General features: G+C 61.5%; 13 protein-coding genes. 5 read left to right on the top strand and 8 right to left on the bottom strand.

What is annotated here, in order from left to right:
* Nucleotide 1: 1 nt before the first annotated feature.
* From FHT85_RS03110 to FHT85_RS03100, 3 genes are read right to left on the bottom strand one after another with little or no spacing between them, the layout of a single operon-like run.
* Nucleotides 2-2,824: a DUF4159 domain-containing protein gene (locus tag FHT85_RS03110; RefSeq protein WP_112411598.1), complete on the bottom strand. Its 2,823-nt coding sequence runs from the start codon at nt 2,822-2,824 to the stop codon at nt 2-4.
* Nucleotides 2,821-3,741, bottom strand: a complete 921-nt coding sequence (locus FHT85_RS03105; protein WP_112411599.1) for a DUF58 domain-containing protein — start codon at nt 3,739-3,741, stop codon at nt 2,821-2,823. Before FHT85_RS03105 ends, FHT85_RS03110 begins: the two co-directional genes overlap by 4 nt.
* A 26-nt stretch (nt 3,742-3,767) precedes the next feature.
* Nucleotides 3,768-4,781: an AAA family ATPase gene (locus FHT85_RS03100; RefSeq protein ID WP_112334300.1), complete on the bottom strand. Its 1,014-nt coding sequence runs from the start codon at nt 4,779-4,781 to the stop codon at nt 3,768-3,770.
* A 167-nt stretch (nt 4,782-4,948) separates the two neighbouring features.
* Between FHT85_RS03100 and FHT85_RS03095 the strand changes: the two genes are divergently transcribed.
* The 3 genes from FHT85_RS03095 to FHT85_RS03085 are packed head-to-tail and all read left to right on the top strand — an operon-like array spanning nt 4,949 to nt 7,457.
* Complete coding sequence (locus tag FHT85_RS03095; protein WP_112334301.1) at nt 4,949-5,572, top strand: DUF1285 domain-containing protein; 624 nt, start codon at nt 4,949-4,951, stop codon at nt 5,570-5,572.
* On the top strand, nt 5,569-6,204 hold the full coding sequence (locus tag FHT85_RS03090) for a CoA pyrophosphatase (protein ID WP_112334302.1): 636 nt from the start codon (nt 5,569-5,571) through the stop codon (nt 6,202-6,204). The genes FHT85_RS03095 and FHT85_RS03090 overlap by 4 nt, the downstream gene beginning before the upstream one ends.
* Complete coding sequence (locus FHT85_RS03085) at nt 6,201-7,457, top strand: CCA tRNA nucleotidyltransferase (RefSeq protein ID WP_112334303.1); 1,257 nt, start codon at nt 6,201-6,203, stop codon at nt 7,455-7,457. Before FHT85_RS03090 ends, FHT85_RS03085 begins: the two co-directional genes overlap by 4 nt.
* Nucleotides 7,458-7,489: 32 nt before the next feature.
* Here FHT85_RS03085 and FHT85_RS03080 read toward each other — a convergent pair whose 3' ends face one another.
* The 3 genes from FHT85_RS03080 to hemF all read right to left on the bottom strand — a co-directional run bounded on the left by FHT85_RS03080 (nt 7,490) and on the right by hemF (nt 9,176).
* The gene (locus FHT85_RS03080) at nt 7,490-7,675 is read right to left on the bottom strand and encodes a DUF1059 domain-containing protein (protein ID WP_075851104.1); all 186 of its coding nucleotides are present in this window, start codon (nt 7,673-7,675) and stop codon (nt 7,490-7,492) included.
* Between the two features lie 126 nt (nt 7,676-7,801).
* Complete coding sequence (locus FHT85_RS03075; RefSeq protein WP_015340633.1) at nt 7,802-8,080, bottom strand: hypothetical protein; 279 nt, start codon at nt 8,078-8,080, stop codon at nt 7,802-7,804.
* A 184-nt stretch (nt 8,081-8,264) separates the two neighbouring features.
* Nucleotides 8,265-9,176 carry an oxygen-dependent coproporphyrinogen oxidase gene (gene hemF / locus FHT85_RS03070; RefSeq protein WP_112334304.1) on the bottom strand — a complete coding sequence of 304 codons (912 nt, stop codon included), beginning with the start codon at nt 9,174-9,176 and terminating at the stop codon, nt 8,265-8,267.
* Between the two features lie 171 nt (nt 9,177-9,347).
* On the opposite strand from hemF, the gene FHT85_RS03065 reads away from it, so the two are divergent.
* Nucleotides 9,348-9,608, top strand: coding sequence for a hypothetical protein (locus FHT85_RS03065; protein WP_041677939.1), 261 nt, complete (start codon nt 9,348-9,350; stop codon nt 9,606-9,608).
* A 90-nt stretch (nt 9,609-9,698) separates the two neighbouring features.
* Here the strand turns inward: FHT85_RS03065 and FHT85_RS03060 are convergent, their stop codons facing one another.
* Both FHT85_RS03060 and FHT85_RS03055 read right to left on the bottom strand, forming a co-directional pair.
* Nucleotides 9,699-10,853 carry a hypothetical protein gene (locus tag FHT85_RS03060; RefSeq protein ID WP_112334305.1) on the bottom strand — a complete coding sequence of 385 codons (1,155 nt, stop codon included), beginning with the start codon at nt 10,851-10,853 and terminating at the stop codon, nt 9,699-9,701.
* A 77-nt stretch (nt 10,854-10,930) separates the two neighbouring features.
* Nucleotides 10,931-11,428, bottom strand: a complete 498-nt coding sequence (locus FHT85_RS03055; RefSeq protein WP_112334306.1) for a tRNA (cytidine(34)-2'-O)-methyltransferase — start codon at nt 11,426-11,428, stop codon at nt 10,931-10,933.
* Between the two features lie 393 nt (nt 11,429-11,821).
* Here FHT85_RS03055 and FHT85_RS03050 point away from each other — a divergent pair, with 393 nt between their 5' ends.
* Nucleotides 11,822-13,675, top strand: coding sequence for an ABC transporter ATP-binding protein (locus FHT85_RS03050; protein WP_112411600.1), 1,854 nt, complete (start codon nt 11,822-11,824; stop codon nt 13,673-13,675).
* Nucleotides 13,676-13,761 lie beyond the last annotated feature (86 nt).

The following is a 13,761-nucleotide window of genomic DNA, read 5'->3' as shown; positions in this document are numbered from 1 at the left end:
ATTATTGCCCCAAGCGCTGCAGGATATCGGGAACGTGGACCTGATCGGACTTATAATTTCCGGTCAGCATGTACATCATGATGTTGACGCCCGTGCGGTAGGCATATTCGCGCTGGGTCTCGTCCGGAGGCACGGTCGGCAGCAGCGGCGAGCCATTGTCGGCCACGGCCCAGGCGCCGGCAAAATCATTGCCGGTGATCATGATCGGAGTCACCCCGTCGGAGGTCGCGACCGCATTCGCATCGCGACGCGAATCCTGGCGTGCCTCCACCCAGAGCGGGCTGTCTGCATAGCGCCCGGGGAAGCTCGACAGCAGATAGAAGGACTTGGTCAGCACATGGCCCGCAGGCACCGGCTCCAGGGGAGGGATGTCGAGATTGGCGAGGATTTGCTGCAGCCGCTGACCGTTCAGGCTTGGCGACGAGGTGTCGCCCATCGTATCGATGGCGTCGCGGGTGTCGAAGAGCACGGTGCCGCCATTGCGCATATAGGCGTCGATGCGATTGATGGCGTCATTAGACGGCATGGGTGCGGTTGCAGAAATCGGCCAATAGATCAGCGGATAAAAGGCGAGTTCATCCTTTGCAAGATCCACACCGACCGGCGGGCCGGGTTCGAGCGTCGTGCGATAGGTGAGATAGTCGGAGAGTCCCGCAAGCCCGCGCTCCGAAATGTGATCGACGTCGGTTTCTCCTGTCACGACGTAGGCAAGGTGTGTCTTGTCCAGCCGCGAGAAGATGGTGTCGTCGCCCGGTTTGGAATCGTCGGCCAGGACGCTTACCGGATGTAAGAAAATGGCGAGCGAGACGGCCAGCAGCAGCATTGCCGCACCACCCGCGATCGTCTTTGCCGATCTGCCCAGGCGCGGAAAGGCGCCGTTCATAAACAGCACGATGATGCTGTCCGCCAGTAGGAGGAGGAAGGCGAGGGTGAAGAGGATCGGCTTTGCCGACCAGGCCTCGCCGCCGATCAGGCCCTCGCGTGCGACCGCACCAGCTGCCGAGGCATCCAGCGGCTTGAGCGCTGTGCCGCTCGGCAGGGTATTGAGCGCGCTGAAGCCCTCTTCGGAACCATAGAGGCCGGGCGGGTTGTCGAAGCTTGCGACTGCGGCTCCCTTGTTGTTTGGTTCCAGCGGGCGGGCACTGCCGATCTCGCTGGTCAACACGCCCTTGGCGGTCAAGAGCCGGTAGGGCGGCATCGCTTCGCTTGCCTTGGCAGCTCCTTGTCCCGACGCGACGCCACCGGCGCGCGAGAGCTGGACGATACGGCGCAGCATCTCGACGAAATCGCCTGATATCGGCAGATCGGACCATTGCGGCTCGGCACTGACGTGGAAGAGCACGATGCGGCCTGCCTGCATCTGCTTTTCCGTGACGAGCGGCGTGCCATCGGCAAGGCTTGCCCAGGTGCGCTCAGCCAGATCCGGTGTCGGCTCGGCCAGGACCTGCCGCTTGATCAGGACATTGTTCGGCTTCGGCATGCCAGCGAAGGGACCGAACGACGGAAAATCGGCAAGCGGCTGCGGTTCGGCCCAGGAAAGGGCGCCGCCGAACGTGCGCTCGCCCTGCCGCAATGTGACCGGGACCAAAGGATCGTCGGCGGGTGCCGCGGCAAGGCGCGGGCCGGCAAAGCGGACAAGCGTACCGCCATTCTCGATCCACTTCTGCAGCGGCGCATAGGTTTCCTGCGGCAGGCGGCCGACATCGGCCATGATGATGACGGAGGGATTGCCCGCGAGCAGTTGCGGGATCGACTTCGCCAGATCGGCGCTGTTGGGCTGAGTCAGATCGGCATAGGGCTGAAGCGCGCGCTGGATATAATAGAGTGGCGACAGGATCGGCTGGAATTCGTCGGCGGCCTGACCCGAGAGGAGCGCCACGCGGCGGCGGCGAAAACCGTCGTCCAATAGGTATACGCTGCCGGCGCTGGCCTGACGGTCGATGCTGATGCGGGCGAAATCATTGCGCATTTCGAAGGGCGCGGCGATAGAGCCGGTCGCAACCGTCTGGCCGCCCGCGAAATCAAGCGAACCGGCGGCGATCGGCCGTCCCTGATTGTCCTGTGCCGTCAGCCCGAGGCGCATCGGGCCGCTACCGTCCAGCCGTGTTGCCGTGACGGTCATGTTGCTGGCGGTATTGGCTGCGCCGGTGAGTGCCATGATATCGTGGCCATCGCCCTCGATGAGCCGCAGCTCGCTTGGCTGCAGCGCAGCAAGGCGGCTGACGATATCGTCCTTGTCCTTGCTCTCGACACCGTCGGAGATGAACGCGATGGTGCCGGCCTTGCTGCCGTTCAGCGCCGCCTTGACGGCATCGGCGGTGCGTTGCCGATCCGGCACCAGCGGTCTTGGGTTCATCGCATGCAGCTTGTCGCGGGCCGATGTCGCCGCGCCCGGCGTCGCGTCGTTGCCCTGTTCGGCGGTGAAGGCGATCGAAACGGGAATGCCCTTGGCGTCGGCATCGTCGATCAGAGCGTCGGCCGTGCGCACGCGGCGTTCCCAGTCGGAGACGCTCGCCCAGCTATTGTCGATCATCAGCACCAGCGGGCCGCCGCTCGAGAGCGTATTGGTGCGCGGATTGAACATGGGATTGGCGATGGCGAGAATGACGAGGGCGGCAAGCAGCATGCGCAGCAGCGTCAGCCACCAAGGGCTGCGGGCCGGCGTCTCCTCGCGCTTGAGGATGCTCGCCAGAATGCGCAGCGGCGGGAACACTTCGGTGCGCGGCTGCGGCGGCGTCAAGCGCAGCAGCCACCAGATCGCGGGAAGCAGAATGAGCGCTGCCAAGATGGCCGGCGAAGCGAATGCAAAGGAGAGGCCGCTCAAGGCTGGCCTCCTGACGCGACCCTCGCGGGCATGCCTGAGAGATACATATGAACGGCGACCAGGGCTTCGGAAGCCAGCCGGTCCGTGCGGTGGCTGACGAAGGTCCAGCCGAGATGACGCAGCGACTGGCCGAGATTTTCGCGCCGCGCGAGATAGGCGCGCTGATAATCGTCACGCAGGTTTTCCGCGCGGCCGGCGATCAGCTTCGAGCCCGTTTCTGGGTCGCTGAACTCGGTGCGCCCGCTATAGGGGAAGAGTTCTTCGGCGGGGTCGGCAACCTCGATCACATGGCCGCGCAAGCCACGGCGGGCCAAGGGGCCGATCCTGCCCATGACGCTATCGGCATCGTCGAGAAAGTCGCCGATCAGCACGATATCGCTCCAGCCGCGGATCATCGCCGTCTGCGGCAGGCCGCCCTCGAGCGGCGTGTGCATCAGCGCCGCGGCCAGGCGCTCGGCAGCATTGCGGGTCGAAACCGGTTCCATGATGCCGGGGCAGCCGATGCGCTCACCGGAGCGGGACAGAATTTCCGCCAGCGCCAGCATGAGGACGAGCGCGCGACCCTCCTTGGACACATGGCCGTAGGTCGATTTATACATCATGGATGGCGAGAGATCGGCCCAGAGCCAGATCGTGTGGGCGGCTTCCCATTCATGATCGCGGATATAGGTATGATCGTCGCGGGCCGAGCGCCGCCAGTCGATGCGCGACAGGCTTTCACCTTCCGTATAGGGGCGGAACTGCCAGAAATTCTCGCCGATGCCGCGCTTGCGCCGACCGTGCCATCCGGCAATGACCGTGTTGGCGATGCGCTTGGCTTCGACGAGGCAATCCGGCACGAGGGCGGCACGGCTGCGGGCTCGGGAGAGGGCATCATTGCCTGAGGTGGGTCTGACGGTCTGTCCGATGGATGCCACGCGCTATACTCTCCTCGACACCCGGGTTACGACTTGGACTGCTTGACCAGCCCTGAAATGACATCGCGCACGGACATGCCTTCGGCGCGGGCTGCAAAAGTCAGCGCCATGCGATGTTCCAATACTGGCTCGGCAAGTGCATGAATGTCGTCGATCGACGGGGCAAGCCGGCCTTCGTAAAGGGCGCGGGCACGGGCGCAGAGCATCATCGCCTGGCCGGCACGCGGGCCTGGACCCCAGGCGACATGCTTGTCTGTGGAGGCATTGCCCTGGCCCGGGCGGGCAGAGCGCACGAGTGACAGGATCGCATCGACAACGCCATCGCTGACGGGCATCTGGCGGATGAGCTGCTGGATTTCCAGCAAGCGTTCGGCGTCGATGACAGCCTGCGGCGTCACTTCGCTCAAGCCTGTGGTTTCGAGCAGGATGCGGCGCTCGTCGGCAAGTTCGGGATAATCGACATCGACCTGCAGCAGGAAACGGTCGAGCTGGGCTTCCGGCAGCGGATAGGTGCCTTCCTGCTCCAGCGGGTTCTGTGTTGCGAGAACGTGGAAGGGAGCGGGTAGGTCATAACGCTGGCCGGCGATGGTGACGTGATATTCCTGCATGGACTGCAGAAGGGCGGACTGTGTGCGCGGTGAGGCGCGGTTGATTTCGTCGGCCATCAGCAATTGCGCGAAAACCGGACCCTTGACGAACCGGAAAGAGCGGCGGCCGGTTTCATCCTGGTCCATGACTTCGGAGCCAAGAATATCGGAGGGCATCAGGTCCGGCGTGAACTGCACACGGTTGGAGGCAAGGCCGAGGACTGCGCCGAGCGTGGTCACGAGCTTCGTCTTGGCAAGACCCGGCACGCCGACCAGCAGGGCATGACCGCCGGCAAGCACGGCCAGAAGCGTGTTTTCCACGACGCTTTCCTGGCCGAAGATGACCTTCGACACCTCTTCGCGGACGCGGGCGATATCGCCCAGTGCCTTTTCGGCTGAGGCGATGATGGCCTGCTCATCGAGGCTCGTTTCGGTCGATTTGATCATGCCCATTTGCGTCTCCAATGGCAGAAAAACGGTGCGCGTGATTCGCAGACGTTACACATTTGCCTCATAATCAATACAACTTATCGCCAGCAAGATAGCTGACAAGCACGTTTCAAATGACTATCTCGTGAGAACTGTCATATTCCTGACTAACGACCAACCGGGACAGAAGAATGGCAACCGAGGAAATCAGGACAACGGGCGATGCCGCAAGCCTCGCGGCGCTGATTTCGCGCGCGGCAGGCGATAGCGGCGGCTCCAAGAAGGGGCTGCCGCCAGTCGATCGCTGGAATCCGCCATTCTGCGGCGATATCGACATGGAGATCCGCGCTGACGGCACCTGGTTCTATCTTGGCACACCGATCGGCCGCGCGCCGCTGGTGCGGCTGTTTTCCACAGTTCTGCGCAAGGACGAGGATGGAAAGACCTATCTCGTCACGCCTGTGGAAAAGGTGGGCATTCGCGTCGTCGACGCGCCGTTCGTGGCCGTCGAGATGAGCGTGACGGAGCGTGAGGGCAGACGGGTGCTGACCTTCCGCACGAATGTTGGCGATGTCGTCGAGGCTGGCAGAGATCATCCGATCCGCTTCGTCATACGCGGCGAGAACGACGAGCTGAAGCCTTATCTGCATGTCCGCGGGCGGCTCGAGGCTCTGGTGACGCGTGCGGTCATGTACGATCTCATCGAGCTTGGTGAACCCGTCGTGATTGCCGGACGAGAGATCTTCTGCGTGCGTTCCGGCAGCTCCATCTTTCCGGTCATGCCGGTTGCCGAATTGGATGCGCTTACTCGATGAATGAATTCCCTCTTTATTCTGCGGACGAGTTCCGCCGTCGCGCCCTTCATCAGAGTGGTGGGCCGGTGGAGCTTGCCTGGCGCGATCACGGCGATCATCTCCTCAATCCCGAGACCATATCGCAGGTGGCGGACCTGAAGCTCAAGGATGCCGCGGTGCTTGTGCCCGTCGTCGACAGCGGCGACGATGCCAGGGTCATTTTTACGCTCCGGACATCGACGCTCCGCAAGCATTCCGGCCAGATCGCCTTTCCGGGCGGGGCCATCGATCCGGAAGACGCGTCGCCGGAGATGGCGGCGATGCGCGAAGCGGGGGAGGAAATCGGGCTTGCCGACATCTTCATCGAGCCGGTGGCGCGGCTGCCGCATTATCTGGCGGCGACCGGCTTTCGCATCACACCCATTCTTGCCGTGGTAAAACCCGGTTTTCATCTGACCCTCAATCCAACCGAGGTGGAGGATGCCTTCGAGGTGCCGCTCTCCTTCCTGATGGACCCCCACCATCACGTGACCGACACGATGCTCTGGCAGGGGACTGAACGCCATTTCTATCGCATGCCCTATGGGCAGCGCATGATCTGGGGCATTACTGCGGGTATCGTCCGCACACTTTATGAAAGGCTCTATAGATGACGTCCGTTGCCGATGAGGCCTGGTTTCGCGATGAGGCATTGCAGCGGGTGCTAGCGCTGCTCGATGCCGATGGCGGCGAGGGGCGTGTGGTCGGTGGTGCCGTCCGCAACAGCTTGATGGGGCTGCCCGTCGCCGATATCGATATAGCAACGACGCTGTTGCCTGAAACCGTCGTCGAAAGGGCCGAGGGCGCCGGAATCAAGGCGGTGCCGACCGGCATCGCGCATGGCACGGTCACCTTGGTCATCGATGGAAAGCCGTTCGAAATCACCACGTTGCGACGCGACGTTGAAACCGACGGGCGCCGTGCCGTAGTGGCCTTCAGCCGGGATTGGCAGGCTGATGCCGAGCGGCGGGACCTGACGATCAATGCGCTTTATGCATCTGCCGATGGCGAGGTCATGGATCTCGTCGGAGGGCTGGCCGATCTGGAGCGCCGCAATATCCGCTTCATCGGCGATGCCGCGACGCGGATTGCCGAGGATCATTTGCGCATCCTGCGCTTCTTCCGCTTTTTCGCCTATTACGGCACCGGCCGCCCCGATGCGGAGGGCTTGCGCGCCTGTGCTGCTGCAAAATCAAAGATTTCGACGCTCTCAGCCGAGCGTGTCTGGTCGGAAATGAAGAAGCTGCTGGCGGCTCCTGACCCGGGCAGGGCGCTGCTCTGGATGCGCCAGATCGGCATTTTGACCGAAGTGCTGCCGGAAACCGAGAAATGGGGGATCGACGCCATTCCCGGACTGATCGCCGCCGAACAGGCTCTCGGTTGGCCGGCGGAGGCTCTGCTTCGCCTTGCTGCCATCGCACCGCCCGATGCGGCAAGGCTTGCCAAGCTTGCCGAGCGGCTGCGCCTCTCGAAAGCGGAAGGCGCCTATCTGCAGGCTTGGGCGAATGCGCCGATCGTCAAGGACGACATCTCGGAAGTGGCCTTCGATCGCCTGCTTTATCGCCATGATCAAACCGGCGTTGCGGTTCGCCTGAAGCTCGCGCTGGCCGTTGCCCGCAGCAAGGCGGAGGGCGATTTCGAGGAAATGGCGCGCGTGGCGCGGCTTGGGAAATTGCTGGAACGAACGGCAAACTGGAAGAAGCCTGCTTTCCCGCTTAATGGCGCGGATGCGCTTGCCGCGGGCGTCGGTGCCGGGCCGCGCGTGGGCGAGCTTCTCGGCAAACTCGAGCAGGAGTGGCTTGACGCGAATTTTGCGATGAACCGGGCGAGCCTTCTCGCCCGACTCAAGGATTTGGCCAATGCCTGATAATGAGGCCTGATTAGCGGCAGGCCCGCCAATCAGGCCGCGTTGGCCTCGTCGCGAATCCGGGCCTTGATATTGTCGACCATGTTTTCGCGGATGATGGTTTCGCCATGCGCTTCGCGCATGTGCTCGACCGCGCGGCGCACCACCTCGGCGTCATCCTTGGCGCGGGTGTGCCAGGCGCAGCCGGGCACGAGCGTACCACATTCGAACAGTCGCATATCTTCCTCCTCATCTTTCAACGGATTCTCGCCCTACAAAGGACCTGAAGGCCTAAACGCAACGAACGAGAAAAGGTTTCTGCCGTTCGGCAAGCCTTCCGCTTGCCGGTGGCGGCCTTCCGGACATTAATCCGGCATTGCCCAGGATTTGAAGCAATCCGAGGATTGATATCGTGTGATAGGCGCCTGCTTGGCCGAACGATCGGCCGCGAAGCGGGCGATATCGCTTGGAGATTTGCCCGCCAGCTGCATCCTCACCTGCTCCAGGAAGCAGGAGAGCGGTAGATCGGATCCACTGCGGGTCCGCATATCCTCTGCCAGTCGGATGATGAACTCCGGACTATCGACGGTGCGCGATAGTTTCTGTTCCTTCGAAGCTTCCGTGACTTGTTTCTCTGCTGCCATTACAACCTCCTCCGATTGAACGAGCATTAGGTCACTTAGGCACTCCTCCCGCTGATTTCAGGGCGTTGTCCGATCATTTAATGTTGAACATCCAAGCGCATCGCGATCTTTCAATCGTTTGTTGCGCTTGAAGTTTCCCGCATGCCGCGATCGCAAAATTGCCGCCCAGCTTACGCGACACGCCTCAAGGCCAACGCACCACCGGCGGCAGAGACGATAGGATCGACTCGACGTTACCGCCTGTCTTCAACCCGAATATTGTACCCCTATCGTAGAGCAAATTGAACTCCACATAACGTCCGCGGCGAATTAATTGCTCGTCGCGGTCTTCTTCCGTCCATGTTTCGTTGAAATTGGATCGGACGATGCGCGGATAGACCATCGCGAAGGCGCGGCCGACGTCGCGCGTGAAGGCGAAATCCGCGTTCCAGCCACCGGCTTCCTCTGTCGAATGCAGCCAGTCGAAGAAGATGCCGCCGATGCCGCGCGGCTCGTTGCGGTGCTTCAGGAAGAAATATTCGTCGCACCAGCTCTTGTATCGTTGATAGTCGGCGATGGCATGACGATCGCAGACGATCTGCATGGCGCGATGGAAGAGGGCGCTGTCCGGATCTTCCTGGGTGCGGCGGCGATCGAGCACTGGCGTCAGGTCGGCGCCGCCGCCGAACCATTGGCTCGTCGTCACCACCATGCGGGTGTTCATATGCACGGCCGGCACATTCGGATTGACGGGGTGGGCGATCAGCGAGAGCCCCGAGGCCCAAAAGCGAGGATCTTCCTCGGCGCCAGGAATCTGGCTGCGAAAGTCGGGAGAGAATTCGCCATAGACTGTCGAGGTGTGGACGCCGACCTTTTCGAAGACGCGGCCCTCCATCATCGACATGCGGCCACCGCCGCCCTGGCCCTTGTCGCGCTGCCAGTCCTTGGCGATGAAGCGGCCCGGTTCCTGGTCGGAAAGAGGGCCGGTCAGCTCGCTTTCCAGCAGCTCGAACTCCGCGCAGATCGTGTCGCGCAGGCCTTCGAACCAGTGTCGCGCTGCCTCCTTCTTTTCTTCAATATCCTCGGGTAATCCCTTGGGAAGATTGGGTCGTTCCATTCACGCTCTCCGACGATGCGAGCAGCCGGCGGCCCGCGATTCGCACCGTATGTATCGTGATTTGGAATATCAGCAAGATTGCGGCGCAGCCAGTGCAGCAACGCCGCAGGAGAATCGACTCGCAAATTTCACACTGCGGTATTATGTTCCCTCTCTCAAAGGCGAGGTTTTATCATGAAGATACCCGGACCGCCGCCCCTGGATGGGTTGAGAAACAGAATATTCCGTTACCGGCAGGACCATCCCGCCGGTGGAAAGAGCGAATTCGTTCGCGAGACCTTTTGTCTCAGTCGCCCGGAAGCGCGCGAAAAGGCGCGCGAATGGTTCAACGAATTCCCCAAGGCTGCCTATTGGACCGAAGTCGAAAGCTGGCGCCAGGTCGACGGCGATCGCATCGAGTTCACCATGCGGCGTCTGCCATCGGCGGATTGAACTGGACGAAACAGCCGCCTGCCACGACGGGCGAAGAGGCCGAAGCATATTTCAGCATGCTTGCGGCACATCATTGGCTTGCGGCATTGCTCAATGCGGCTTGGCTAACTGCGCATCATCAGGCGCGCCGAATCCAGTCGGCTGGGCTGCTGCCGCGATGCTGACAGGGAAGGCTTTCTTGACCGCTTCTCTTGTTGCCTTTTGCCTTCCATCCGGAACGGCAGGCAAGGGAGCCTCCGTGTTCGGCATTGCTGGTTTGGATATCGCGCCGAGCGTCTCGTCCTGGTGTTCCGCTGTTTTGGGGCTCCCGACGATTGGCGATGCCGCAAGGATTTCCCGGAGTGTGGTTGTTACAGGCAGATGCCCGCCCAAGTCGGTGTTCGTGTGATGCCACGCTTGCGCAACGCGCCGATCGGCATGAATGAATGCTCGGGAGTTGATCTCGCCGAACCAGTCCCATTCCCCCATGACGTCGACGACATCCGTGAAAACAGGCGGCATAGCGATGCGTGCGCCGATCGTCACGATCTTTGCATGCCGCGCCAGCTCGATGATCCGTGCTTCCCCCTGTTTACAGAGGTTATGGAGTGCAGCTGACAGCACGAGGTTTCCCTTGGAGTGGCCGGTCAGCAGACGGAAGGAGAGGCGGGGGTCGGCTAGAAGCGCCTGCGCGGTTCTGGTGTCCAGGCTGGTGCGAGCTGCAGTTCCATCGCACTGCGCTCCAACCTTGGGCCGGCCGGCAAGATCATCCAGGCTTTCAAGCAGCGGCCGCAGCCCCCTCAAATGACCGAAGAAAAGCGACCCGCCGAAGGCTTCGGTGATGGCATCGGCTATGCCGTAGCCTGAGACGACGACCGCGACCGGTGCGTCGATCGCATCGGCCACATTGCGGGCAAAGGCGGCCGCACCGAGCGCGGAACCGCCGATGCCGGCGACTGCGAGCGCCCGGGCATTACCGCCGCCGCGCAAGACGAATTCATCGATGGTTTCGCAGAGGGTGAGCGCCCCAAGACCGCTTGGCGGCACGATCAGGATCGCGCCTTCGGCGGCGAGCGAGTCACTGATGTAGAAAGCTTCTTCGGGTGTAATGACCTTGACGTCGTAGTACAGCGCATCGAGAGCGAGGTTGCGCTGGCGAAGGCCTTCAAGCGCAAGGTTGCGCAAAGGGGAGTGCTGGAGCCGTTCGGGGAGGCTCAATGTACGTGCGAACTGCGTAAGGGAAAGCGTGAATGCCGTCTGGAACATGGGTCACCTCGTCAAGGCTGCCTGAGTTAGAGCATTCCAGAGCGAAGCTTCTCACACTTTATCCGGCGTGCCAACGTCTATTCCGGTGCGACATTCAGGCTCGGTGCTGAGGACGACGGCCATTGTGTTTGCCGCAGTGCTTCACCTGAAATCATGGCGGCGGACATGGCGACATTGATCGAGCGCTGACCCTCGACCATGGGGATCAGGATGCGGCCATCGGCTCTGTCATGCACGTGGTCCGGCACCCCGGCGCTTTCGCGGCCGAACAAGAGGATATCGTCTTCGCGGTAAGCAAAATCCGTATAGCGCCGTGCCGCTTTCGTCGAGGCGAGAACCAGCCGACGTCCGCTTTCCCGTCTCCATGCCTCGAAGCGCTCCCAATTGACGTGTCTAGTCAGGGTGACGGCGGCAAGATAATCCATGCCGGCGCGCTTCAGATTGCGGTCGGATATGTCGAAGCCGGCCGGCTCGATAATGTCGACGCCGAGGCCGAGGCAGGCGGCAAGCCGCAGGATCGTGCCAGTGTTGCCGGGAATATCGGGTTGGTAGAGGGCGATGCGGAGCTTGGTCATATGTTGCAACTAGCGAAATCGCCTGGATTTGTCCCAGATTTTTCGCGTGTCCTTCATTTCTGTGATGTCTCCCATCAGCAGAATTGAAGGATTTAGCCCATTTTTCAGGCATATTTCGCTTTTCAAACAGAAAAAGTCGCGCTAAAAGACGCGTGCTCTACAACTTGCGAAAGAAGGAGGCTCAGATGGATATCTTGTTTATGATGCTGCGCCTCGGTGCCGTGAACCCACGGATTTGAAGAGCGCTACTAGGCGCATATTCGCAAGTATCCCCCTTCTTTAAGTCATTACGCGGCCACTATGGCCTCGTCGTTTTACCGCCCGGCCACCATATGAATCTGCGATCTTTCAGCGCAGTGGGTGGTCGAAGGGTCGAGTCTTTGGAGCATTTCCATGTTTAGCTGGTTCGAACGCCGACTAAATCCATTTCCAAGCGAGGTGCCGGATACGCCGCCGCGTGGCCTCTTCGCCTTCTGCTGGCATTATTCCAAGCCGGCCCTGCCGTGGCTGATCGTCATGAGCATTCTCACCATGTCGATCGCGATCGGCGAGGTCGCGTTGTTCCAGTTCCTCGGCGATATCGTCGATTGGCTGACACATGCGGATAAGGCGACTTTCCTGCAGACGGAATGGCACAAGCTGTTCTGGATGGGGGCGATGGTGCTGATCGGCTTGCCGGCTGCGGCGATCCTCGACAGCTTCATCATGCACCAGGTGCTGCTCGGCAACTATCCGATGATCGCGCGTTGGCAGATGCACCGCTTCCTGCTGCGCCATAGCATGACCTTTTTCGCGAACGAGTTCGCTGGCCGCGTCGCCACCAAGGTGATGCAGACCTCGCTTGCCGTGCGCGAAACGGTCATGAAGATCCTCGATGTCTTCGTCTACGTCGTCACCTATTTCCTGTCTATGATCCTCGTCATCGCGGCGGCCGACTGGCGGCTGATGATTCCGATCCTGGTCTGGCTTGGCGTCTATGTCGCCATCGTCGCCTATTTCGTGCCGGTGCTGCGCAAGATCGCCGCGCGGCAGGCCGACGCGCGCTCGATGATGACGGGCCGCGTGGTCGACAGCTACACCAACATCGCCACGGTGAAGCTGTTCTCGCATGCGGGCCGCGAAGAGACATATGCCAGGGCCGGTATGGAGGAATTCCTCAATACCGTGCACAAGCAGATGCGCAAGGTGACGCTGTTCCACGCCTCGGTCTATTTCAACAACTGCGCGGCGCTGTTCATCGTCTCGGCTCTGTCGATCTGGTTCTGGCTCAGCGGCTCGATCTCGGTCGGCTCCATCGCCATCGCCATCGGCCTTGCGATGCGCGTCAACGGCATGTCGCAATGGGTGATGTGGGAAGTTTCGGCGCTCTTCGAAAACATCGGCACCGTCTATGACGGCATGGAGATGATGACGAAGCCGCACGATATCGTCGACAAGCCCGCGGCATCGCCGATCGTGGCCAAGCAGGGCGCGATCCGCTTCGACCACATTCGCTTCCATTACGGCAAGGCGAAGGGTGTCATGGAGGATCTGACCCTCGATATCCGCGCGGGCGAAAAGGTCGGCCTTGTCGGCCGTTCCGGCGCCGGCAAGACGACGCTGATGAACCTGCTGCTGCGCTTCTACGATCTGGAGGGCGGCCGCATTACCATCGACGGCCACGATATCGCGGGTGTCACGCAGGACAGCCTTCGCTCGATGATCGGTGTGGTGACGCAGGACACCTCGCTGCTGCACCGTTCGATCCGCGACAACATCGCCTACGGCCGTCCGGACGCGACCGATGAGGACATCATCCAGGCGGCCAAGCGCGCCAATGCCTGGGACTTCATCGAAGGTCTGGTGGATATGCATGGCCGCACCGGGCTCGACGCTCAGGTCGGCGAGCGGGGTGTGAAATTGTCAGGCGGCCAGCGGCAGCGTATCGCCATCGCCCGCGTCTTCCTGAAGGACGCGCCGATCCTGGTGCTCGACGAGGCAACATCGGCGCTCGATTCCGAAGTGGAAGCGGCGATCCAGGAAAACCTCTTCGCGCTGATGCATGGCAAGACGGTGATCGCCATCGCCCACCGCCTGTCGACGCTGACCGAGATGGACCGCCTCGTCGTTCTCGACAAGGGCCGGATCATCGAGATGGGCACACATCAGGCGCTGGTCCAGCAGGGCGGCATCTATGCCGAACTCTGGAGCCGCCAGTCCGGCGGTTTCCTCGCCGACCATGAAGAGGTCGAGACGGCGGCACAATAATGAGACGGACCACTGGGGCGCCAAGGTGCCCCAGTTGTGTTTCCTGAGGGACTATTTTTCAGAAATCCAAAACGCAACAAAGAAAT

The sequence above is a fragment of the Rhizobium sp. BK312 genome, from assembly GCF_014193605.1.
Lineage (GTDB): Bacteria > Pseudomonadota > Alphaproteobacteria > Rhizobiales > Rhizobiaceae > Rhizobium.
Note: the sequence above shows the minus strand (reverse complement) of the source record. Positions and strands in the feature narration are given on the sequence as shown.

What these genes read in the sequence shown, in the direction of transcription:
- FHT85_RS03100 (WP_112334300.1), bottom strand. Translation starts at nt 4,781, where the DNA reads ATGGGCATGATCAAATCGACCGAAACGAGCCTCGATGAGCAGGCCATC.
- FHT85_RS03095 (WP_112334301.1), top strand. Translation starts at nt 4,949, where the DNA reads ATGGCAACCGAGGAAATCAGGACAACGGGCGATGCCGCAAGCCTCGCG.
- FHT85_RS03090 (WP_112334302.1), top strand. Translation starts at nt 5,569, where the DNA reads ATGAATGAATTCCCTCTTTATTCTGCGGACGAGTTCCGCCGTCGCGCC.
- FHT85_RS03085 (WP_112334303.1), top strand. Translation starts at nt 6,201, where the DNA reads ATGACGTCCGTTGCCGATGAGGCCTGGTTTCGCGATGAGGCATTGCAG.
- FHT85_RS03080 (WP_075851104.1), bottom strand. Translation starts at nt 7,675, where the DNA reads ATGCGACTGTTCGAATGTGGTACGCTCGTGCCCGGCTGCGCCTGGCAC.
- FHT85_RS03075 (WP_015340633.1), bottom strand. Translation starts at nt 8,080, where the DNA reads ATGGCAGCAGAGAAACAAGTCACGGAAGCTTCGAAGGAACAGAAACTA.
- hemF (WP_112334304.1), bottom strand. Translation starts at nt 9,176, where the DNA reads ATGGAACGACCCAATCTTCCCAAGGGATTACCCGAGGATATTGAAGAA.
- FHT85_RS03060 (WP_112334305.1), bottom strand. Translation starts at nt 10,853, where the DNA reads ATGTTCCAGACGGCATTCACGCTTTCCCTTACGCAGTTCGCACGTACA.
- FHT85_RS03055 (WP_112334306.1), bottom strand. Translation starts at nt 11,428, where the DNA reads ATGACCAAGCTCCGCATCGCCCTCTACCAACCCGATATTCCCGGCAAC.
- FHT85_RS03050 (WP_112411600.1), top strand. Translation starts at nt 11,822, where the DNA reads ATGTTTAGCTGGTTCGAACGCCGACTAAATCCATTTCCAAGCGAGGTG.